This is a genomic window from Exiguobacterium sp. s35 (genome assembly GCF_018617535.1).
GTDB classification, from domain to species: Bacteria; Bacillota; Bacilli; order Exiguobacteriales; family Exiguobacteriaceae; genus Exiguobacterium; species Exiguobacterium aestuarii.
In genome coordinates, this window is the sequence record NZ_JACSKI010000002.1 from 90,619 (window position 1) to 114,508 (window position 23,890).

A 23,890-nucleotide genomic window follows, 5' to 3' on the forward strand; every position below is an offset into this window, starting at 1 on the left:
GAGACGACTCAGGCTGCTTTTTAGTACCATTCTTTCGGTTCGTAATTCAATTCGCGGAACAGCTGCTCCCGCTCTTTTTTCGAAAGGTCGCGCCACTGCCCAGGCGGGAGTTTCCCGAGCGTGATGTTCATGACACGCACGCGTTGGAGGCGGAACACTTCGTATCCGAGCGCCTCACACATGCGGCGGATTTGACGGTTGAGTCCTTGCGTTAGCGTGATGTTGAAGTCGAACTTCGAGAGCGGACGGACTTTACACGGTAGCGTCTTCTGTCCAAGGATTTTGACGCCAGCTTCCATCTGCTCGACGAACTCTGGTGTGATCGGCTTATCGACCGAGACGATGTATTCTTTCTCGTGCTCGCCTTCTGCACGGAGAATCTCGTTGACGATATCACCGTCGTTCGTCATCAAGATGAGACCTTCCGAGTCTTTATCGAGACGACCGATGTTGAAGATGCGAAGCGGATGGTTGACCATGTCGACCAAATTCCCTTTTACCTTCTTCTCTGTCGTACTCGTGATCCCGACCGGCTTATGGACGGCGATATACACGTTGTTTCGTGCGACACGTGCGACCGAACCGTTGACGAGGACTTCATCCCCTGGTTTGACCTGGTCGCCGATTTTTGCTTTTTTCCCGTTGATGGTGACGCGTCCCTCTTCGACGAGACGGTCGGCTTGGCGACGGGACGCCTTGCCTGATTCACTGATGAATTTATTGATGCGCATGTGTACACGTCCTTTATTTGGCTTCGTCCTCTCACTATAACGTATTTTACAAACCGCCGAAAGCGGGAAACGAACGGGAGAGGAGGGATGACATGGAGGCGATACGACTGTTACAGGACGCAATCCGATTTCAGGAGGCCATCCGCGACACGCCGTTTGGAAAGGAATTGATTCCGGAGGCGTCGCCTGTCCTTTGGTACGGGCGGCCAGGTCCGAATCAATGGCTGACCATCGGGACGAATCCGTCACGCGGCGAGTTTCTCCATCGAGACGGGACACCGAGAACGGGGAAACACCAAAAGTTCTATTGGCGGGAGACGCTCTCGTTGGAAGATTACCTCGGGAATGAAGAGGCGCTGCGACAAACGATTGAATGGGCATCAGCCTATTTCGAATCAGGTCGCGCGACGACGAGCTGGTTCGGAAAACAAAGTGGCGCCAAACTCGAGGCGCTGTTAAATGGGATGGGACGGTCGTTTTATGACGATTCGAACTCTGTCATTCACGTCGATTTTTTCAAGTTCGCCACGTATGAACAGATGGGGAAGATGAAGACCGGGCGGGACTGGATGGAGCATCCGACCTCGATTGAGTTATTGGAACGCACGATTACATATATTAAACCGACCCGATTGATTGTACTCGGACAGGATAACTGTCGTGCCTTCACTGGCTTCTCTACAACAGGACAACTCACGACATACCCTACCATCACCTATGAAATCGGGCGCCATGCATCAGGTATCCCGATGATCGGACTTCATATGAAACCATCTGAAGTATTCGTCGGGCTCGGGAGTGGCCGTGATTCAAACGGACTACATTACGGGTCATATGCCAAGCGCGAGCATCTGTTACGAATCGGGCAAGCGATTGAAGCGATTATGGACGAGTGGCTGGCGGATGGACGCGCGTGATGCTTCCCCAGAAATTGAATTCGTTGAAGTCGATATAGCGCACGTCTTTTGAACGATTATCGAGCACGGCCAACAAGACGACGTCGGGAAATCCCCGTTTTTCAAACTGCAAATAGCCGATTCCCGTGACGGAATGATTTTTATAGAAGCCGTTCGCCATGTTCAATACAAACGGGCGACCTGCTTTCAGCTCACGCTCGAACGTCGACCATTTCCATAGATAGCGGGAACTGCCTCGACCAACGTATCCGTATCGCTTCCACAGTTTCGTGATGATGGTGGCGATTTGAGTCGGAGGTGTCCCTTTCTCGTCTTTGAAATGATGCATGAAGGCAATCTCGCGCACATCCTCTTGAATCTGCGTCACGTCATCTGGAATATTCCTATACCCATGGTCTCGATAGAAACGGAAGATGGCGGTGATGGACGTCAACGTACAATTGTTCTTTCCGTTCTCGAACTGTCGTTGGAGCAAGACGGGCACGCCTTCAATCTGTACAGAGCGCGCTAATGTCCAGCGTCCGTGATAACGATCGTTCACGTAAAGTTCTGGGTCGATGATGCCGGCATAGCCATTGTTCGCGACCTCGAGTTGTCCTGCGAATGGGTGCTCCATGCGGTCCACCTCCTTTTCTTTTAGTATACAAAGAACGCCCCATCTCATAAAAGAGAAAGGGCGTCGTTTTCGTTAAAAGACCAGATGTGCGATTCCGACGATAATCGGAAGCGTGATGAATGTACGTAACAAGAAAATCAAGACGAGATCGAGGAATGAGATCGGCAGTTTTGAACCGAGCAACAAGCCCCCGACTTCTGACATATAGATGAGCTGGGTAACCGATAATGTAGCGATAACGAAACGCGTCAACTCGCTCTCGATGCCGCTACCGAGTACAGCTGGCAAGAACATATCGGCGAAACCGACGACCATCGTCTGAGCAGCTTCTGATGCCTCAGGTACTTGCAGGAGCATCAGAATCGGTTCGAACGGCTTTCCGATGATGGTGAAGAACGGCGTGTATTCTGCGATGACGACCGCGATCGTTCCGACCGCCATGACGACAGGAAGGACACCGATCCACATATCAAGGACGTTCTTGAAGCCGTCTTTCAGTGTTTCTAGGAAGCTCTTACTCGAACTTGATTTTTGTAGCGCTTGCGTCAATGCCCACTTGCTGAGTGACACGTTCGCCGGCACCTCTTCTTCCGGTTTAAGTTCTGTCTTCTCATAAGCCGTGTCTGCCTTTTTAGATAATGGATAAATCCGCGGCATGATGAGTGCTGCAACTAGTCCTGATAAAACAATTGCCCCGTAGTACGGTAAGAAGTATTGATCGAGCTCGACATACTGTAAGACGACGATGGTGAAGGTGATCGAGACGACGGAGAAGGTCGTCGCGATGATCGATGCTTCCCGTTTCGTGTAATAGCCTTCCTCATACTGTTTTGTTGTCAGTAGGATCCCGATCGTCGCATCTCCGACCCATGAAGCGAGCGAGTCGAGCGAGGCGCGCCCCGGTAAGCGGAAGAGCGGGCGCATGATTTTCATCAAGAATGTCCCGACGAACTCGAGAAGTCCGAAGTTCAGCAATAAAGGTAATAACATACCGGCAAAGAAGAACGTCGCGAACAAGATTGGAATCAAATCAAAGAGGAGCAAACCACCCGTAAATTCCGAGGTGATCATCTCTGGTCCGAGAGTGAGTAGCGTCATGACTCCTGCGATAAAACCGATGATGCGCATGATAAACCAAAACGGTGTCACGCTAAAGAGTGCGTTGACGGACGGTCGTTCTACCATAAAAGCAGGACGTGCCGTGAACAATAACGAAGATCCAGCGATTGAAATCCCCATCATGATGACGGCAAGTGTCGGAACGAACTCGCCAATCCATTCAATCAATAGATTGGATAAGAAGGCGACTGGAATCGTAAAGCCTTCCTCTGATGAGATTGGGACGATGAAAAACATGATCCCGATGAGCGATGGGACCAAAAACTTAAAAAAGTCCCGACTCGAAAAAGAAGTATTCTTTTTGTCTGGTGTTGATGAACCATTCATGATGCATTCCCCATTTCCCCGAAGTGTTTGTGCTGTCTATGTATCCCCATTACACATCCAGCCCATATTAAAACGTATTTCATTATCAGTATAAAAAATATGACCAGGTGCTATCAACCGATTGCGTAAATTTTCTGAAAAATATAGGTGATACACTAGGCAAATCATTCGTATTCCATAGAGGCATTTAGTATGATGACGGCGAGTCCAACAAATTCAAGATATTTAGAAACTTCATTATAGAGATAGGAGAATACATCATGAGATTGAGTGTGTTAGATCAGGCACCGGTCACGTCCGGTCATACAGGCGAGCATGCGCTAGAGAGTGCGGTCGAGCTCGCGCAAGTCGCAGAAGAGTTAGGATATTACCGCATGTGGATGGCCGAGCACCATGGTGGCATGTCGTTCGCGAGTTCGGCTCCAGAAGTCATCGCGGCCTATCTAGCAGCGATGACGAGCAAGATTCGTCTCGGTTCCGGCGGCATCATGATGATGCACTATTCGCCACTGAAGATGGCGGAAGTGTTCAAGACGCTTAGTGCCCTTGCGCCAGGACGCATCGATTTCGGTGTCGGACGTGCGCCAGGTGGTGACGCGAATGCCATCTATGCGATGTCACAAGGTCAAAAACCGATGATGGATGGACTTTATGAGAAGCTCGATACAACGCTTCAGCTGATTAAAGACGAGACGCCAGAAGAACGGTGGTACAAGAATACACCGGCTGCACCGACAGGCGTCACGTTGCCGGAAGCGTGGTTACTCGGATCGAGCGGGAACAGTGCGGTTCAAGCCGGGCGCATGGGTCTCGGTTATTCGTTTGCTCAATTTTTCAATGGCGAACTGAGTGCCGACACGCTCGACACGTATCGTCACCACTTTACACCGTCTGACTTTATGGAGAAGCCGGATATCAGTGTCACGTATTTAGTGACGACGGCAGAGACGGAAGAAGAGGCGGAATATTTGGCTCGACCATCTGACTTGTCGCGTCTCTTCTTGATGCGAGGACAGTTGAGACAGCTGTTGAGTCCGGAAGCGGCGCATGAGTATCCGCTCACAGAAGTCGACAAGATTCATATCGCCAACAATCGGGCCATTCACCTTGTGGGGACGCCGAAACAAATCGCGGAACAGTTACGCGATGAGTCGGAGCGATATGGCTTCGATGAGGCGATGATTTGTAGCATTCAGCATAAACAAGAGGATCGTTTGAACGTTTATCGCCTGTTGGCGAACGAATTGCTTTGATTCGATGAACACCTTCTCGGAATTGAGGAGGTGTTTTGTATTGGAACGAAAAACGTTTTCCCCTTTTTTCAAAGGTTTTCTCCATAGAAGCAGCGAAACCAACTACACTATAAGAAAAAGGATCAGGTGGAGGTATACGATGAAACGGATGAAAGGGGATCCGCATTATTTATTCGAACTGTTCACACGTTTATATCGGATGGTATTCCTCATGGAAGTGACAGATGTGGGATATCGATATGTGCAAGTGAGTGAACAGGGCAAACTGGCCTCCTCACTTCCGAATGATGTGGAAGGTCGTTATTTACATGAGATGTACCGCTCAGAAGTAGCCAATGAATTAATCGAACATTATGACGCGGTCGTCGAGACGGGGGACCCGGTCTATTTCATGTCAAAAATGAACATCGACTCCAATACAGCCCGGTTCGCTTCCTCCATGCTCGTACCAATCGAAGATGAATCGGGTGTCGTACGCTATGTGCTCAGTTTGACGACGGATTTATCAGAAGAAGCGGAAATCAAATTGTTACGAAGCATCGAGCATATGGACTATTTGACGGGTATGCCGAATTTGATGAAAGTCAAATTGGATCTCGATCAATTGTTCGAGCAACAGAGCACGGAAGAGACAAGTGTGATGCGTCTACACATCAATCGTTTCAAGATGATGATGTCTCTCCAAGGGGTGGAACGATCGAACGAATTGATAAAAGACATCACGCGTCAATTGGCGAATACGCTTCCTAAAGGCTCCATCATTGGTCGGGTGGACGGGGAAGATTTTGTAGCGGTCTTGCCACATGTTCCGATTAAGATGGCTTATATGTATGCCGAACATCTACTCGATGTGATTGCGGGTCATTCTTACCGAGTGGCTGATGCGGAGTTTCCGTTATCGAGTTGTATCGGTATCGGTTCGGGAACGTCTGACGCCGATCGCGTGATCATGAACGCTTCGACCGCTTTACTCGAGGCGCGTCAGACTGGCAATCAAACGATTCGTTTGTATGAGCACGATGAGTATGTGCAGCGTTACATCGATGAAATCATGATTGAGACGGAACTGGTGAAGGCGATCAAACAAGATGAACTATATATGGTGTATCAACCAAAAGTGTCGATGGACGGATCGATTCATTTTGAGGCGCTCATTCGTTGGAATAGTCCTGTACTCGGATTCGTTTCACCTGAAACGTTTATTCGCGTGGCGGAACAGTCACTCCTCATTGAGGACGTGACACAGTTTGTGATGAATCGAGTGTGCCAGGATGTATCAACTCATCCCGAACAGTTTGAAGGGCGTCGTGTCGCTGTGAATGTGTCTCCGAACTTGTTTCATGAGCATCATATGAATGAGTTAGTGACAATCGTTGCGTCTTACGACTTACAACCGGAGCAATTCGAATTTGAAGTGACGGAACACACGCTCATGCATGAACCGGTCGCTGCCATTAAAACGGTCGAATCGTTGAAGCAACAAGGATTCCGATTGGTGATTGATGATTTTGGGGTGAGTTATTCTTCTTTAAATTACTTGAAGCTATTCGAAATCGACGGGATTAAGATTGACCGGTCATTTGTTGCGCAACTCGACCAGGAAAATGGACTGAAAGAGTATGAAATCGTCAAACTGATTGTGTCACTCGCCAAAAAGTTAGACCTCGAAGTGACAGCTGAAGGTGTTGAGACGGAAGAACAGTATCGGATTTTGCGTCAACTCGGTTGTGATGAGATTCAAGGCTATTTTTTTAGCCGTCCGATGGCGCTCGAAGACCTAGGTGAGGCGCTTGAAATTTTATATTCTCACCAAACGGTCTTATCGAAAATTGAACAACCGTCACACTTACTGCATCCTGCACTCGACGAACGGGAAATGAAACGGCTAAAGGCCATCTTACGATTGGAGATTTTGAACACGCCCCAAGAAGAACGGTTTGATCGAATTTCTCGTTTGGTCGCCCGAACGTTGCAGATGCCGGTCGCCTTCATTTCCATCATGACAACTGACCAGCAATGGTTCAAATCTTGTGTCGGCATCGAACTCGGGTCTTCTCATCTCAAGCGGGAGTGGACGTTATGTAATCGGGTCGTGACATCGGAACGTTCGATGGTGATCGAGGATGTGGCGGCTGAAGAGTTTGAGAATGACAGTCCATGGCTCGAACAAGTCGGATTCTATGCCGGGGTGCCGCTCCGGACAAAGCAAGGTCATGTCATCGGTACACTTTGCGTGGTCGATACTCAGGCGAGAACGTTCACGGAAGAAAACCTACATGCACTCGAGTCGTTCACACACTGGGTCATGGCAGAGATTGAGCATACAGAAGTGTCACGGCGACAAATCAAACGCCAACAAGTCGTCGAGTCATTATATGAAGCGACCGCACTTCGAATGCCGTTCCAAGACCAACTGGCACGTGTCCAAGAAATCTTATTAGAATGGGTCGGCTATTCGCATGCGGTGATTTTCTCCATCGAATCCTCGCATCGTCTCTTAGTGGAGAACGGGGTGTCACGTCTGACATGGGGGGAAGAAGAACTTCGTTCGCTCCATCAACTGACAACTGTCGGTTCACAAACCCTTCAAGAAGGTGAATTGATCGTAGATGGCATCGAATTCACAACGCTCGTCAGTTTTCCACTGACACATAAACATCAAGTGTTCGGGTGGATCGTCTTATTGGCGGAGCAAGGGAATTTAAACGATCAACTCGACGAAGAAACTCTTAAAGAATTGACGGACACGATTCGGTTACTCGCGAGGTGGCTAGAGAACGGAATTCGAAAAGAATGGAAACAGCGTGAGATGATTCAGATTGCAACACAAGACCAACTGACGAAATTGTGCAATCGTTATACACTCATGACCGATTTATATAAACAGATGCAGCGCTCAAAAGTAGTCAGCTTGCTGTTCATCGACGTAGATGATTTCAAGCGGATCAATGATCAATTTGGCTATCTCATTGGGGATGAAATGTTAATCGAAATCGCGCAACGGTTAAATGAATTCGTTGAAACGTTCGGAGGTCAGGTGTATCGATTTTCAGCAGATGAATTCGTTGTCGTGCAAGAGGAGAGTCCGATCGGGTTAAACGAGATAAATGACACTATTTCCCGGGGAATAGTCGCTTCAAATGGTGAGGAAGTTCGTCTCACCGTGAGTGTGGGCGTGGCTACGGTACAACCTACATCCACCATCGACTCGATCCTCCAACAAGCCGATGCGGCTATGTACATTGCGAAGAACAATGGCGGAGACCAGTGGTTTCAATACGATGGATATTCAGATGATGAGGAGTTTTGATCATGGGGAGATTATGGTTGATCGAAGGGTTACCGGGAAGTGGAAAGTCCACATTTGCCGAAAAGTTATGCGCGATGAAACAAAGTGTTTTTTATTCGGAAGTGGACGCCGCTCACCCTGTTGACGTGCATGATGTGTATTGGGTGAATGAACGACCTTCACACGGTACGATTCTCGAGGAAATTGAAGGTGGATGGCTCGTCCGTTATGAGGAAGGGGAGGAGCACATCGGGACGGACGTCTATGAGTTGCCGTTCCCGCTCCATACTCGAATCATGTGCGAACGATGGCGTCGTTATGTGAAGAGTTTCGAGCAGGAAGAAGGAGACGTCGTCTTTGAATGCGCATTGCTTCAAAACCCGTTTACAATCGGGATGGTCGCACAGGACGTTTCTTTAGAGGCGATTGACGCGTACGTTCAAGAGATTGCATCTATTTTAAAACCTATTGAACCGACAGTCGTTTATCTAGAGTTGAACGACGTCGCACGCATATTTCCAATCATCTATGACGAACGGCCGATTGCATGGCAACATGGATTCGTCGAATATTATACGACTGGGGTCTATGCGTTGAAACGTAACCTTGCCGATGTATCGGGAACGGTTACGGTATTGGAAGAGAGACAGCGACACGAGCTCGATTTACTTGATCGGCTACCACTTCGCCACATCCGGATACAGAACGATGAGCGCTCTTCGTTTGAAGAATTATCAAAATTGATAGAAGAGGAGTCGAGTCGTTCATGCAAACCTTAATCAAATACTCGGAGCGCTTTTGGTATATGACGCCGGTCGCGCATACAGACCGTCCGATTCTTGGTGCCGTTGTGGGTGACACACATACGTTGCTCATTGATGCAGGTAACTCGGTAGCGCACACATCGCTCTTTTTAGATGAACTTCAAAAGCAAGGTCTTCGAGCACCGTCGATGGTCGCATTGACACATTGGCATTGGGACCACATCTTCGGTTTACCTGCCCTAGAAGGGGTTGTCTCGATTGCGAGTGAGGCAACGAAGCATGAGATGGAAAAACTCATTCCGTACGCTTGGGATGACGCATCGTTGAATGAACGAGTTGCTGAAGGGATTGAAATCGAATTTTGCGCGGAGGCAATCCGAGAAGAATACGGTGATTCGCGAGACATTCAAATCGTTTTGCCGACACTGACATTTCAAGAATCGCTGACGCTTGACCTCGGTGGGGTTCACGTCGTATTGAGGCATGTCGGTGGTGACCATTCGAAAGATTCAATCGTCCTCTATCTCGTAGAGGAACGTGTTTTATTTTTAGGAGATGCGCTCTATGCGAACTTGTATGCTCCGACATGGCGGATGACGCCTGACGCGACACTTCGATTGTTAGACATATTGGAAACGTTCGATGCACAGTTCATCGTCTGGTCACACGGTGAGATGGTGAGTCGTGAAGCGTTCGCCGAGGACTGTCTCGCCTTACGTCGAATCGCCACTGTTTCGAAGGATTTCCCAGGAAATAATGAACGAATCAGCCGTGTCTATGCCGAACTCATCAATCGTGAGATAAACGAGGAAGAGCAGGAATTGATTACATTTTTTGTGAATGGGACGGTGTGAAACCCATGCATACGATTGTTCGCATCCATGAAGAAGACGAGTCGTTTCAACAGTTTTTGACTGGGAAGTTGCGTGAATATAACAATGTACATTCGGTGCATCACCGTGAGATTCGCGAGGCGGTCGTACCGGTCGTTCAGTTGAAAATTGAGCAGGAAGGACACGTAATCGCCGGATTGTACGGGAGTGTATATTGGGGATGGTTCGATTTAGATCGCTTATGGGTGGATTCGAACGTACAGGGACAGCGGCTAGGTAGTCGATTACTTGAAGAAGGGGAGACGATTGCGAGGTCACTCGGTGCCAAGCGTGTGAAATTAACGACGTTCTCGTTTCAGGCTAAATCATTTTATGAGCGCTTCGGCTATACGGTCGCAGGCGTGCTTCCTGATTACCCACCTGGATCAGACTACTATATGATGATGAAGGTACTGTAAAAGGCGACACGATGGTCGCCTTTTTTTAATACACTTTATCCCCATTGAAGATTGAGTTTTTCACCATGACATAGTCTACCGTGCGCAACGCTTCTAGAGTGTCACCACCCGCATAAGAAATCGCCGACTGGAGGTCTTGCTCCATCTCGGTCAATGTATCTTGCAATGCCCCTTTGTGTTCGACAAACATCTTTTTCCCCTCGACGTTTTTTCGTTCCCCTTTTTGGAACTCAGAAGCCGAACCGAAATACTCTTTTAATTGTTTGCCGTCTTGCTCAAACGTTTCCCCTGGAGATTCGTCATGACCAGCGAACAAGGATCCAATCATGACCATCGAAGCGCCGAAACGAATCGATTTGGCGATGTCGCCATGTGTACGGATTCCCCCATCCGCAATGATCGGTTTTGTCGCCGCCTTGGCACACCAACGAAGTGCAGCCAATTGCCAGCCGCCCGTGCCGAACCCCGTTTTGATTTTCGTAATACATACTTTCCCTGGCCCGATTCCGACTTTCGTAGCATCCGCACCGGCATGTTCTAATTCGCGAACAGCCTCTGGCGTCCCGACGTTCCCCGCGATGACGAATGAACCCGGAAGGTGGTGCTTAATATGTTGAATCATTCGAATGACTGCATTCGAGTGTCCATGTGCGATATCGATTGTGATGAATTCTGGCGTATGGCCAGTCGATTGAAGCATCTCGATAAACGCATACTCCTCATCCTTCACCCCAACGCTGATGGAGGCATAAAGCCCCTTCTCATGCATGTCTTGGATAAACGCGAGACGCGTCTCAGGATTGAAGCGATGCATAATGTAAAAGTATCCTTTTTCGGCCAACATGAGTGCCACTTTTTCATCAATGATTGTTTGCATGTTAGCAGGAACGACCGGTAAGCGAAACGTGAAGCCCCCGAGCTCGATGGTCGGATCACATTCCGAACGACTATCGACAATACATTTTGCAGGAATTAATTGAATATCTTCATAATCAAACACTTTATCCATATGTCACACCCCTATTTACGAACATTAATGTCTTTAACAATTAAAAAACTTCGCCCATTCGGTAATATAACGCGAATAGCTCTCGAAGTCAAAGGTAAAATGGATAATAAACATCTAAAAATGAATAAATTTATCTTTTGATATGTTTAATGTTCGGTTTTAACTGTTATTTACTGATGTTTCACGTGAAAAAAGGATCACTCAAAGGTGATCCTTGGAAAGGGCATATTGATTTCTTCCGCCAGCTTTCGCCTCATATAGGGCGAGATCGGCGCGTTTTAACAATTGTTTAGTGGATAATCCTTTGACATATCGGGCACCCCCGACACTCGAAGTGGTGATGAACGTATGATGATCGATTTCCCAAGGGCGTTGTAGCGCCTTGATAATTTTTTCTGCGACGCGATGGAGAGCAGATGCGTCGTTGTAGCGAATAAGAACAGCAAACTCATCACCGCCGAGTCGCGCGATCATATCTTGTTTTCGAAGAACCGACGTCAAACGACGCGCTAATTGTCGCAAGAGTTCGTCACCGACATCATGTCCGAATGTATCATTAATTTGTTTAAAACGGTCGACATCGAGGGCGAGGACGGCCAATTTCTCCTGTTCCAGTTCGCTTTGTCCAATCGCTTCTTCGAGATAGGCGAGGAAGTAGCGTCGATTCGGCAAATCGGTCAACGTATCGTGATACGCCAAATGCTTCAATTGCTTCTCGAGCGCCTTACGTTGCATGATTTCACGACTGACCGTCAAGTAGTGAAGAAGTTGACCCGATTCGTTGTAGATCGGTTGAATTTTTGTTTCGAGCCATACCCAGCGTTGGTCGGCATGGAAGTGACGGAATTCAAGCGTCAATGAGACATCTTGCTCTTTCAATTCTTTTAATTGCTTACGCACGATATGGATGTCATCCGGGTGAATATAGTCAAGCGTATTCTTTCCTTCGTAGTAACCGGGCGCAAAACCGAGAATTGTCTGGTGAGATGGGGATGCATAACGAACAGCACCGTCCCGTTCTAACATGCAGACGAGATCGCTCATGTTTTCCGTAATCAGTCGATATTGTAATTCGCTTTGCCTCAAAGCTTGCTCCATTTCACGCTTTTCCGTGACATCACGCAAAATCGTCAACACGGCCATCTGTCCCTCATAGTCGATAAGGAGACTACTGATGTCCATCTGTAGTCTGTCTCCGCCTGACGTTACAATGACCATTTCCGTATCTTGTACAGGTCCCCCGAGTTCAAGGGAGGCGAGGCGTTTACGAGTGGACTGATGATACTCTTCCGCAATGAAAGAGAAGATGGACTCACTCTCGAGATATGTCTCCCCGATCGTGGCGAGCGCCATCTCGTTCGCATACAAAATCTTACCGTTTTGATGGACGATGATGCCTTCTGGAATCGTCTCAATGAGTTGACGATAGCGGCGCTCACTTTCAATTGTAGCGCGTTCGGCATTCTTCTCAGGCGTCAAATCGATGATGATCGCAAACAGTCCCGTAATATTACCGCCGACTTCGATCGGGATGTTCAACACGGACAAATCGAGCCGTTCCCCCGACTCATGAGTAGCGTAAATCGAATATTTATGAGGGATGCCGGACAAGGTGAACTGTAATCCTTTACGGACACGAGAACGTTCTTCTTCAGGGAGCCAATGAAGAAACGGTTGATGGAGCATCTCCTGTTCTGCATATCCAGTGATGGCTGTAACAGCTGGGTTGACCGATTTGATATTTAGATGATGATCGAGCACGAAAATCCCATGAGGCGAGTAACGTCTCAGTGATTCATGATGATCTTTTAAAATCGATAATTCAAGTTCGCGACGCTTTCGTTCTGTCACTTCGCGAACGACCGAGACGATATGGGTACAGATCCCCTCATCATTAAAAATAGGTGTTACTTCTGACTCGAAGTAATGAAGGGGAAGTGTTAACACGTCATCCGCTTCTACCGTATCTGTATAGAACGAGTCAGCGAGACGATAATCTTCATAGACGACACTTTTTTTCGTTCGAATCGCTTCATCGTAATGCTTTTTAATGAGCGCGGCCGTATCGGCAGGGACGAGTTCGTCAATCTGCTTTCCGACATCTGCGTCCGACCACTTGATTGCGCGCTTTGCAGGTTCATTCACGAAGACATACCGATAAGCTGAACCATCGACTTCCATAAAGAACACATAGTCTGAAATTTTATCGAACGTCCGTAATAAAATCGATGCGTTGTATTGAAGTGTTTGGTCAGCTTTCATCTCGTCTCCCTCATTTCGTTCATTCTATTTTTTACACGTCATTTTTATCTTAACGTATCCTTCGGTAAAATGTGTGAACTTTCAAAAAAAGACAGGATGTGTAGACATCCTGTCAGGCAGCTTCTTTCAATTGTTTTTGTTCGCTTCGGCCGTTCATGAGGTAATACAAGAAAATGGTGAAGAGAACGACACCAGAAAGCATCAAGTACAACGTCGAAAACCCGGTCAATGGAATGAGTAAACCGATGAAGTATGGACCAAACCCGAGACCTGCATCGAGGGCGATGAAGAACGTCGAGGTGGCCATTCCCATCCGATGCGGTGGTGAGGCCTTGACGGCGATCGCTTGAGTACCGGACTGGATATTCCCGAACCCGAGTCCAATCAGAGCACCTGCGAGTAATAGCATCCAGCCACTGTTTGCTTGACTGAGCACGAGAAGCCCGATGGCGAAGATGGCGATTGCCGGATACATGACGACGTTCGCGCCGCGCGCATCCATCAACTTCCCTGTGATCGGACGCGACAATAGGACGGCGACGGAATAGACGAGGAAGAAGATACTCGCTGCTTCGATCAAGTCGAGTTCACTCGCGTAAAAGTTGATGTAGGATAAGACACTCGAGTAGCTGAGTGCAGCCATCCCGATGATGAGCGCAATCGGTAACGCCTTCGGTTCGACGAATGACTTCAAAGTGAAGCTACGAACGACTTCAGGAGCGTCTACTTCAGGTACGTTCACGAAGAACGTACTCGCTAAACTGATCAGTCCAATCACGAAACAAAGTCCGAAAATGACCGTAAAGCTCGTATATTGGCTAAGGAGCAACCCGACGAATGGCCCGATGGCTGTCGCCAGGGTAGAGCTCATACTGTAATAACCGATTCCTTCACCTTTTCGAGTCGCAGGAATGACTTGCGCTACGATTGTTCCGGTTGCGGTACTCGATAATCCCATCCCGAGACCGTGTACGAAACGAGTGAGTAACAAGAAACCGACGCCCCAATGGACGAAGTACAGCAAAATCGTTGCGGTGAAAAAGACGAGGCCGATATAAAGCGTCTTTTTCCGACCAATCGAATCGATGAGTCGACCGATAAACAGTCGTCCGGTCAGTGTCCCGATGATAAAGATGCCGGTGACGAGTCCTGCCTGGCTCGTCGTCGCCCCGTACGACTCGACGGCATGTACCCCGATGGTGACCATCAATAAGAAAAAGATGAGCGTCAGGAAGAAGTTGATGAGCGAGATGATCAGAAAGTCTCTCGTCCATAGTTTTTGGATAGGTTGATGCATCGAACACGACGCCTCCTTTTCTTCAAAAACGAATAGTTAATAAACATAACTAAAAGAGTATACCAAATCAAAACAGGATTGTCTGAGATGATGCATCCGATGGAGCGGACGAGCACAAAAAAACTCGACTCATAAATCGAGTCGAGTGAAGTCGTTAAGCGCGGTCCCAGAAACGGGCGGTCGCGATCCCGTCGATGAATGTATCGAATCCATCGAGGTTATGCTCGTCAAACGTGAAGACACCAGGCTGGTCTGTTTTCACGCGGCACGTTGCGAGTGCTTCTTTATGATGCACGTGCAGGGCGAGCGGTTTATAGTGCTTGTACGTATTTTCGATAAACTCGAGAACGTCGTCTTCGACATGGGTTGCGGCGCTCACCAAGAAAGCGGCATCGAAGAGGCTCGAGTCGACCGTGTCGTACGTCTCTTTTACTTTCAGGTCACCCAGCATATGGGCCTTCTTGCCGACGAGACTGTAGTTGACGTTGTGGTCGGCAAGCTTCTTCACCCATTGTTTCACTTGATTCGCATCCACATCACCGGCGAGAAGAAGGGCGACGCTCTTCGTATCCGGTTTTTTGATTGTATTCGCCATGGAGAGGGCAGGGGACGTCTTGTCTGACTGGACCTCATTATTCTCTTCGGGCACTTGTACGCCTAAGTTATCGGCGACGACTTCGGCAAGATGACGATCGATTCGGTTCAATAAATCGACAGCATTCTCTTTCACCATGTCGGACTCACACTTCCCGAGCTCGAAGCTGCAGGCGTCTTGAATATGTTGCTTCTCGACATCGGTCATGCTGTTATAGAAGAGCTTCGCCTGTGAATAGAAATCAAGGAAGCTGTCGCTGCGTCCCCGAATCTTATGTCCATCGACTTTCTCTTGGTAGTGCTCGAATCCACCTTGGTCGGCTGGTACGGGTTCTGGCTGGTTGTTGTTGAGCGCATTTTTATGATAGCTCGTCTGTCCTTTATGGACGGCCATTTGATGCATGCCGTCACGCTGGTTGTTATGGAACGGACAAACCGGCTTGTTGATCGGGATTTGGTGGAAGTTTGGTCCACCGAGACGCGAAAGTTGCGTGTCCGTATAAGAGAATAGACGACCTTGTAAGAGCGGGTCGTTCGAGAAATCAATCCCTGGGACGAGGTGTCCCGGATGGAACGCGACTTGCTCGGTTTCGGCGAAGAAGTTATCGACGTTTCGATTGAGCGTCATCTTCCCGACAAGTTTCACAGGGATTTCTTCCTCTGGCCATAGTTTAGTCGGGTCTAGAATGTCGAAGTCATAGTTGAACTCATCTTCTTCAGGGATGAGCTGAAGTCCGAGTTCCCACTCTGGATAATCCCCTTTGTTAATGGCTTCATACAAGTCGACACGATGGAAATCGGCATTTTTCCCGACTGCTTTTTGGGCTTCGTCCCATACTTGTGAATGAACCCCGAGCTTCGGTTTCCAATGGAACTTGACGAAATGTGCTTTTCCTTCTGCGTTCACGAGACGGAACGTATGGACCCCGAACCCTTCCATCATGCGTAGACTGCGCGGAATCCCCCGATCACTCATCGCCCACATGACCATATGAGCAGTTTCGTGGTTTTGTCCGACGAAGTCCCAGAACGTATCGTGCGCGCTTCCCCCTTGCGGCACTTCCGTATGCGGTTCAGGTTTTACGGCATGGACAAGGTCAGGGAACTTGATCGCATCTTGAATGAAGAAGACAGGGATGTTGTTCCCGACTAGGTCGTAGTTTCCTTCGTCTGTATAAAACTTCGTTGCAAAGCCACGGACGTCACGCACCGTATCCGCAGAACCACGTGATCCTTGGACGGTCGAGAAACGGACGAATACCGGTGTCGTCTTCGAAGGGTCGTTCAAGAAATCAGCCTTCGTGATGTCGGCGAGCGGTTCATATACGTGGAACTCTCCGTGAGCACCGACGCCACGAGCGTGAACAATGCGTTCTGGAATCCGCTCGTGATCGAAGTGGGTCATTTTCTCCCGGAAATGAAAGTCTTCAATCAAGGTAGGACCACGACGCCCTGCTTTCAGTGAGAATTCATCTTCCGCCATCTTCAACCCTTGGTTCGTCGTCAAGCCTGCTTGTTGTTCGTTATCAATCGTATGTTGTTTTAATTGCTCTTCTTTCTTGTTCCCCATGTGATTGCCTCCCTTAAGTATGACTGACCGTCGTAAGTCGCGTTTTGACCTACTGTATCGATGTTCCCTAACGGAAATAAAAAAATCCCTCTTTTTCAAAAAAGAGAGATTTCACACAAATGGTCGATTAGCTTACAGTACGGCCCATACATGCTGTTTCAAGACGACTTGTTGCACGGCTTTTGGGTCGAGATCATATTCATTGGAAACGATTCGCGTCACTTTTGACTTCACATCAGGATCGTCGGGATCTTGTTTTGTATATTGTTCTTGCCATAACGCCCAGATTTGAATCTCTTTGTCAGTCAGTTTCGTCGACCACTCTTTCTCACGCAGTTGCCAGCCGAACGACATCTCGTCTGTTTGACCGGGCTCGACCCAATCGGCAAGCGCATAGTCGCCTTCAGGAGCGAATACGGCTTCACCAAGTGTGGGGTCTGTCCCGATATAGGCGGCATCATCATAAAATCGTAGCAAGGCGGCTTGAAACTGATCGGACTGTCGAACTTCATCGATGACGTCGTGACTGATTGATTGAAGTTCATCCGTACTTGGTTCGCCATGAACGACGACATCGTATTCATAGCGGGTGACACCGTCGTCTTGAACAGGTGAACGTTCTTCAATTGTATATATTTCCTCGGACATAGAGACGTGTTCAGACTTTAATTGTGTAGTGGGCGTGGACTCGTGCGGCCAAAACCAGAGGGCGCAGCCGAGAGGAACGAGAAACACGATAAGTCGGCGAAACGTGTACACCCAATTTGCTTTTCTTTTTTTCTTCAATCCAAAAACACTCCTTCAATATGTAACAACCCCAAAGAATAGGGGTTACGTTCGATCTAGACGAACGAGATCGGCATCCGGATGGACTTGACCACGAACGAGGGCGCTCAGGATGTGAGAGCCGAGCATGCTGTACACCGTCCCATTTCCCCCATATCCTAGTAAGTAAAACAAGTTCGGTCGATTCGGGTGTTCCCCGATGAACGGAAGCTGGTCCACCGATTCTCCAAATAAGGCGACCCAGGCGTAGTCGACTTCAAGGTCATACATCGGGAAGAGTTCAGCGATCTTCTCCTTCACTCGCTCAGCCCGATCATTCATGAGCGCCTCATTGTGAGGCGTCTCTGCTTTGTCTTCGTCGAGACCGCCAGCGATAATTCGACCATCCGGAGTCGTACGTAAATAGAGGTACGGTCGTTTCGTCTCCCAGATGAGTGCACGCCCTTCCCATTCGGTAAATTCAGCAATCGGATTTGTAGCGATGGCATACGAACGATTCAAATCGATACGATGAGAATCGAGTAGGGGAGCAGGGCCGTAGCCCGTCGCAAAGATGACTTTATTCGCTTTAAATGTTCCGTTTGAAGTGAAAACGAGCCAACCTTCACCGTCCGAAACGACTTCATCGACCGACGTCTCTTCAAAAATCGGTACGTGCTGTTTCGATAAGTGACGAATGATTTGACGGCTGAGCGTGAGTGGATTGACTTCAGCATCCCCTTTTGTGATCAATGCCGCGGGTTTCTCAAATGGGAAGCGTTCACGCAACGCTTCACGATCAAGCCATTCCACTTCAAAACCATGCTTCGATCAAGTTTCAATTTGGCAACATCGGCCTCTTCGCTGGCAAAGCAAAGGCTATCCCGTCGAATATAAATCTCGGATGCGCCCACATCTTCCGCTACTTGATCGAGCGATTCAACGGCATCGAGACAAAGGCGATAGAAGCGTACGGCTGCTTCTTCGCCAATTTTTTCTGCAAGTTCGTGTAGCATGATGTCATTCGAATATTGAATGAGTCCCGTGTTCGCCGACGTGCTACCCGTTCCAACTTTCCGTCCATCCAGTACCGCAAAATCCACACCATCCTGTTGTAACGTATAGGCGGTCAACGTCCCGGACATACCGGCACCGATGACGAGCACGTCATAATGCTCTTTTTTCTCAGGTTTTTTCAATACGACGTCATCTGATTCGGTCGTCGGCCAATATAAGTCTCCGTTATACAATTCCATCGTTTCATCCTCCATGATTCAGCATCTTTCTTTTTATCCCCGCTTCAAGAGAGGCGAAACCCAAAAAAACCGCAGACGATGTGTCTGCGGTTCAACATGTTATTTCTTGATGATGATGGATGAAGAGGAAGCACCTTTCGTATACGTGATGCGCTGGACATTTTTTGCCCCGCGAATCTCGGCAAGGTTTTTCCCGTCAACGATGACTTCCTTCACTGTTGCGCCTTTGAAGTCGATGATGGCACCGGCTTCTTTCGGTTTCACTTGAACGACGACGTTTTTCAAAGCGTCACCCGTCAATTCCGTAAATGCACCACGAACGAAGATGCCGTTTTTGAAGTTCGTGCCTTTTCCAATCGTCACGCCGATGAAATCCTCTTGAAGGACGAGGCGAGCGGCCGGATGATTTTCTACCGTGTAACGTGTCAACTCGACTTCAGGTTCCGGTGTGAAATCGATTTGTGCGAGAACCGGGTCATGGTCACTGGCGCGACCTGACATCTCCGTGAAGTCCGCATTGACGTGAATCATGTCAATCTTCGTAGAAGCGGCCAAGCTGTTCGACACGAGGATATGGTCGAGCACTTGCGAGTTCCCTTGATAGACATATGAGTAACGGTCGACAGCAGGGACTTTCTCGACCATGTTCGTCATCAAGTCACCTTTGAAGATTTGAAGTGCATCTGAGAATTCGAAATCGTTGAAGTCTCCAAGAGCGACAACGTTCGCTTCTGGGTTCTTCGTCTTCACGTCCGCCACGAAGTCGTGGACGACTTCTGCGATTTTCTTACGTTGTACCTCACTTCCGAGCACGACCGGCTGTTGTGAACCGAAGAAGCCAGTGTCTCCACCTTTTGAGTTCCAGTGGTTCGCGATGACGATGACGTTCTCACCTTGGAAGTCGAATTGAGCCGCTAACGGCTTACGTGAGCGATCGAACGCTTCATTCGTCGGGTCGATGCGTCCCGGGTTATGTGTCAACTTTCCGTCCTCGTATCCGACAGCCGTCGTCGCATCACCAACAGGCATCCCATCCGTCAATGACACGCGCTCAGGGTCATATAAGAAGCCGACGCGGATGTTGGCATCCGGTGCGCCACCGTCTTGGTTGTTCTCTGGGTCGATGTTGACGTACTTATATGTTTTTCCACCGACAGCGACAATGTTGTCAATCAAGCGCTGATAGCTTTGGTCGGCGGCAGAACCTGCACCTTTGTCCTGTCCATCGTTGTCTTGTACTTCTGTCACGCCGATGATGTCAGGGCTGTTCAATTCGTTGACGAACGCTTTCGCCAATTTGAGTGCTTTCTCATCCGATGTTTCTTTGATGTTGTTCGAGAAGTTCTCTAAGTTGTACGACGCAATCGTCAATTGATCTTCTTCTGCTTCGATGAACGTCTTCTCACGTTGCGCGTCCCCTTTGACGAAAGCAGCTTTCATGTCCTCGAGAGAGGCTTGGATCTTATAGTTACCGAACGAGTAGCCGACAACACCGACGATCGGTCCGTTGAAACGGTCACCTGTCGCGACATCGAAGTCACGCGCTTCTGCGTTCGGTTCAAGCCGGAACTGAATGCGTTCTGGGTTCGCGTCGTTCTTTTTCAATAAGACGCCACCATTGAACGTCTCCGTTGGTGTATCTTCGAGAACGGTCACGAGGTCACCGTATTCTTGAGGTCCGACCGATTTCAAGTTGTTCGTTTGAACGCGCATGCCTTCGAGGCTCTCCCAGAAGTCGATGGCGTCTTTTTCAGGGTTGAAGACGGCGAGGTTATCACTGTCGATAAACTCAGTCGGGAGGTTTGTCGCATCAATGGTAATCGGAGTCGGAAGTGTCACACCGCTCTCGAGCACTTCAACTTTTCCATTACGTGTATCGATTTGTGTCATCTTCATATCTGTCTGTTGACGATCGCTATATCCTTCAATCGCGTACTCACTTACTTTTCCGTTCACTTTGACGAGATCACCGACTTGAATGCCAGCAATTGAACGTCCACCGTAAAGGACAATCCCTTCAGATGTGCGTGCATCGTCATCGGTTTCCGTATCAGGAGTTTGAATGAAGTAATACGTCGTGCCGCTCGAGACGAAAGTAGATGTGACGATTCCTTCAACACCTTCAACCGTCTGACCGTTCATCGGAGCCGTGTGGTTCGCTCCTTGGATGTCGTGAATACGAATCTTGTCTGTGATCTTGTAAGAGAACGTGGAGACCGCGCTGAATGTATCTCCTGTTTTTACAACTGTCTTCAACGTCGTCGAGTTTTCGATACGAATCGGCTTCTCATATCGAGTTCCGTTTTCCTTCGGATCAGAACCGTCGAGTGTATAGAAAATCTCAGCGTCTGCCGTCGTTGTCGAGAGCGTGACGTCTTGCGATCCCACGAACGTACCAGCACCTGGTTTTGCGACGGCAGGACGAAGAACAGACGTATCGATGACCGTATCCGCTGGGTCACGCGGGATGATTTGATAAACGTCGTCAAACTGTTGAACGATTCCTGTGATAGATGAATAGTTCACGTCTGTCTGCAAATCGAGGATGCCACGCTCGTCACGAACGATGAACTCCTTCGTTCCGTCCGTTGCTATCAAGTTTTGGCCGCTACCTGTGAGCGTGACATTTTTGACAGTGACGAGTTCTGACTCAGCGTCCTCGTTGATTTGTTCGCCCGTCAACACTTGTGGGGCAGGGAGCGCCGCCGCTTGCTTCGATACGACGACCGCACTGTTCAATTGAAGAAGTTCACGATACGAACCGACGACACCCGTAACGACGACTTCATCCCCGACATTGACCGCAAGCGACGTTGGACGGATGGAAAGACCACCTGTCGCGTCTTGAATGGAGATCGTGTTCGCTAATTTTCCTGTGACGACTCCTTTTACCGTGACCGTCTCGTTTTCTGCTTTTGTCCGTGCATCAGCGATTGAAATCGGTGTGACCGGTGCAGGTGGTTCCGTCGTGCCGCCATCTCCGTACTCGACGCCTTGGAACGTGTGTGCTCCGAGGTTATCGAACGAGTCCTGTGGCGTCGATGTCCATTCAACCGAAGGATCGAAGGCATTGCTACCATCACTATCGCCACTCGTCACTGTATCTTTACGAATGAGCGATTGGTCGGCAGTCGCCACGGTCGTTCCCCATTTTGTACCTGGGTCGAAGCCGAGTTGGCCGAAGACGTCGAGAACCGTGTCTCCTTTTTTCAAGATGATTGTGTCATCACCGTTGAAGTTTGTGACAGCGCTCGTTGTATCCGATTTTGCTTTCAATGCTTCCGATGCACTACCGTTCACGATGACATATGTAGCCCCTGGTTCGAGTGTTCCCGTTAGGTTCAATGTGTTTCCGGCAGTCGTGCCGCCGTTTGAATACAATTCAATTGTGTAAGCAGAAAGATCGATTGTCGCGTTTGTTCCGTTGAACAACTCGATTGCTTTGTTGTTGCTCGAACCTTCTACATATTCTGAAATGAAAAGGTCTGAAGCGTTCAACGTCTCGGCGTACACGTTTGCCGCGATTGGCGTCATGCTGCTGACGATGAGTCCTGCTGACAAGGCGAGTCCAGTGACTGCCTTAAATGATTGTGTTGGTTTCCCCATGTGTAAGTCTCCCTTGGATGTAATTGTGTAATCCGATTTCCCCATCGTACGTTGTCATAAATTGATTATAAACAACCCTCCTTCACATCAAAAAAAACTATGATAACGCTTACATTACTTTCCTTTTAACGAATCACTTGAAAAATTATTCGTGTATTGTCAAAAATGACAAACACATTTCCCAAGTTTTAAACTACATGTTAAACATAACCAAGCAGACGTCAGAACTCAATCCACTAAATACGAAGTTATGATTACAGTTTGATGACAAAGTAAAGGATCATTGAAGAACTTGACGATTACTCGGATAACTTTTACACTCTTCTAATACGAATTAATTGTATCGGTTAAGTGGGTATTAAAAGGAGGCAGTAATGAGAGCAATCAACTATCCAGTCATTCCTGGGGCAGGCGCATTTTATTATGAAGGAAACGAAATCGGTATTTTGCTTTGTCATGGGTTCAATGGAACGCCTCAAAGTGTTCAAGACGTCGGAATCGAATTGATGAAACAAGGATTTACCGTGTATGCACCGCGTTTAAAAGGACACGGGACAGACCCGGAAGATTTTCGATGTTCGACTCATCGATGTTGGTATAAGAGTGTGGTTGAAGGCATCGACCGATTACGTGAATCATGTCGGACGGTCATCGTCGTAGGGCAGTCGATGGGTGGGACGCTAGCGCTCAAGGCCGCCCTTGACGAAAAAGCAGATGCAATCGTGACGATTAATGCTGCGTTATCCGTACCGGGATATGCGTGTCATGCATCAGATACCGAGTGTCGCTTTATCGATGAAGACGCTCCGGATATCGCAGCAGAGGATGTGTACGAGATTGTCTATGACCGTGTGCCGACAAGAGCGATTCGGGAGTTGCTTTCATTGATTGATGAGGTGAGACCACAAGTCGGTTCGGTAAACGTCCCGACATACGTCATCCATTCGGCTGTCGACAACGTCGTGCCGCCAACCGACTCGATTTGGTTATACGATCAACTTCAAGGTACAAAAGAATATGCGGTGCTTCCGAACTCGTATCATGTCGCGACGATGGATCATGATTGGAAACACTTATCGAAGCTCATCACGACTTTTTGTGAACAAGTGGGGGCGCTTCATTCAAATGCAGTGTAAACTGCATTTTTTTTGTGAGTTGATTCTTTGCAAACGCTTGCACTAATGCTATGGTAAATGTGAATCATACCTTATTGTAGGAGGCGCG

At 48.4% G+C, this 23,890-nt stretch carries 18 protein-coding genes; 7 read left to right on the forward strand and 11 right to left on the reverse strand.

Annotated features, from left to right (window positions below; translation table 11 throughout):
• Positions 1-20: 20 nt before the first annotated feature.
• A complete protein-coding gene (rluF, locus tag KNO75_RS10890; RefSeq protein WP_015880301.1) occupies positions 21-731 on the reverse strand; it encodes a 23S rRNA pseudouridine(2604) synthase RluF in 711 nt (236 codons plus the stop codon).
• Between the two features lie 92 nt (positions 732-823).
• Here rluF and KNO75_RS10895 point away from each other — a divergent pair, with 92 nt between their 5' ends.
• Positions 824-1,648 (forward strand): hypothetical protein, encoded by an 825-nt coding sequence (locus tag KNO75_RS10895; RefSeq protein WP_214821977.1) that lies wholly within the window; start codon positions 824-826, stop codon positions 1,646-1,648.
• On the opposite strand, the gene KNO75_RS10900 is transcribed toward KNO75_RS10895, so the two are convergent.
• The gene (locus tag KNO75_RS10900; protein WP_214795890.1) at positions 1,614-2,264 is read right to left on the reverse strand and encodes a C39 family peptidase; all 651 of its coding nucleotides are present in this window, start codon (positions 2,262-2,264) and stop codon (positions 1,614-1,616) included. The two genes, KNO75_RS10895 and KNO75_RS10900, sit on opposite strands and share 35 nt — an antisense overlap.
• Positions 2,265-2,336: 72 nt before the next feature.
• The gene (locus tag KNO75_RS10905; protein ID WP_214821979.1) at positions 2,337-3,710 is read right to left on the reverse strand and encodes a YjiH family protein; all 1,374 of its coding nucleotides are present in this window, start codon (positions 3,708-3,710) and stop codon (positions 2,337-2,339) included.
• A 260-nt stretch (positions 3,711-3,970) separates the two neighbouring features.
• Here KNO75_RS10905 and KNO75_RS10910 point away from each other — a divergent pair, with 260 nt between their 5' ends.
• The 5 genes from KNO75_RS10910 to KNO75_RS10930 all read left to right on the forward strand — a co-directional run bounded on the left by KNO75_RS10910 (position 3,971) and on the right by KNO75_RS10930 (position 10,307).
• Entirely contained in the window at positions 3,971-4,963 is a 993-nt protein-coding gene (locus KNO75_RS10910; RefSeq protein ID WP_214821982.1) for an LLM class flavin-dependent oxidoreductase, read from the forward strand.
• A gap of 139 nt (positions 4,964-5,102) precedes the next feature.
• On the forward strand, positions 5,103-8,273 hold the full coding sequence (locus KNO75_RS10915) for an EAL domain-containing protein (protein ID WP_214821985.1): 3,171 nt from the start codon (positions 5,103-5,105) through the stop codon (positions 8,271-8,273).
• A gap of 2 nt (positions 8,274-8,275) precedes the next feature.
• Positions 8,276-9,031: a P-loop NTPase family protein gene (locus KNO75_RS10920; protein ID WP_214821987.1), complete on the forward strand. Its 756-nt coding sequence runs from the start codon at positions 8,276-8,278 to the stop codon at positions 9,029-9,031.
• Positions 9,019-9,870, forward strand: a complete 852-nt coding sequence (locus KNO75_RS10925; protein WP_214821984.1) for an MBL fold metallo-hydrolase — start codon at positions 9,019-9,021, stop codon at positions 9,868-9,870. Before KNO75_RS10920 ends, KNO75_RS10925 begins: the two co-directional genes overlap by 13 nt.
• 5 nt (positions 9,871-9,875) lie before the next feature.
• Complete coding sequence (locus KNO75_RS10930) at positions 9,876-10,307, forward strand: GNAT family N-acetyltransferase (protein WP_214790081.1); 432 nt, start codon at positions 9,876-9,878, stop codon at positions 10,305-10,307.
• A gap of 25 nt (positions 10,308-10,332) precedes the next feature.
• Here KNO75_RS10930 and guaC read toward each other — a convergent pair whose 3' ends face one another.
• The 8 genes from guaC to KNO75_RS10965 all read right to left on the reverse strand — a co-directional run bounded on the left by guaC (position 10,333) and on the right by KNO75_RS10965 (position 22,666).
• On the reverse strand, positions 10,333-11,316 hold the full coding sequence (gene guaC, locus KNO75_RS10935; RefSeq protein ID WP_214821981.1) for a GMP reductase: 984 nt from the start codon (positions 11,314-11,316) through the stop codon (positions 10,333-10,335).
• Positions 11,317-11,517: 201 nt separating this feature from the next.
• A complete protein-coding gene (locus tag KNO75_RS10940) occupies positions 11,518-13,578 on the reverse strand; it encodes a PAS domain S-box protein (RefSeq protein ID WP_214818060.1) in 2,061 nt (686 codons plus the stop codon).
• A gap of 112 nt (positions 13,579-13,690) precedes the next feature.
• The gene (locus tag KNO75_RS10945; RefSeq protein ID WP_214821978.1) at positions 13,691-14,875 is read right to left on the reverse strand and encodes an MFS transporter; all 1,185 of its coding nucleotides are present in this window, start codon (positions 14,873-14,875) and stop codon (positions 13,691-13,693) included.
• A 154-nt stretch (positions 14,876-15,029) separates the two neighbouring features.
• Positions 15,030-17,039 carry a catalase gene (locus tag KNO75_RS10950; protein ID WP_214790089.1) on the reverse strand — a complete coding sequence of 670 codons (2,010 nt, stop codon included), beginning with the start codon at positions 17,037-17,039 and terminating at the stop codon, positions 15,030-15,032.
• Between the two features lie 132 nt (positions 17,040-17,171).
• A complete protein-coding gene (locus KNO75_RS10955) occupies positions 17,172-17,825 on the reverse strand; it encodes a hypothetical protein (protein ID WP_214818058.1) in 654 nt (217 codons plus the stop codon).
• Positions 17,826-17,870: 45 nt separating this feature from the next.
• On the reverse strand, positions 17,871-18,617 hold the full coding sequence (locus tag KNO75_RS15055) for an NAD(P)/FAD-dependent oxidoreductase (RefSeq protein ID WP_353047570.1): 747 nt from the start codon (positions 18,615-18,617) through the stop codon (positions 17,871-17,873).
• The gene (locus KNO75_RS15060) at positions 18,554-19,060 is read right to left on the reverse strand and encodes an NAD(P)/FAD-dependent oxidoreductase (RefSeq protein ID WP_251126169.1); all 507 of its coding nucleotides are present in this window, start codon (positions 19,058-19,060) and stop codon (positions 18,554-18,556) included. The genes KNO75_RS15055 and KNO75_RS15060 overlap by 64 nt, the downstream gene beginning before the upstream one ends.
• A 99-nt stretch (positions 19,061-19,159) precedes the next feature.
• The gene (locus KNO75_RS10965; RefSeq protein ID WP_214821976.1) at positions 19,160-22,666 is read right to left on the reverse strand and encodes a lamin tail domain-containing protein; all 3,507 of its coding nucleotides are present in this window, start codon (positions 22,664-22,666) and stop codon (positions 19,160-19,162) included.
• Between the two features lie 374 nt (positions 22,667-23,040).
• On the opposite strand from KNO75_RS10965, the gene KNO75_RS10970 reads away from it, so the two are divergent.
• Positions 23,041-23,802, forward strand: coding sequence for an alpha/beta hydrolase (locus KNO75_RS10970; protein WP_214795924.1), 762 nt, complete (start codon positions 23,041-23,043; stop codon positions 23,800-23,802).
• Positions 23,803-23,890: the final 88 nt, after the last annotated feature.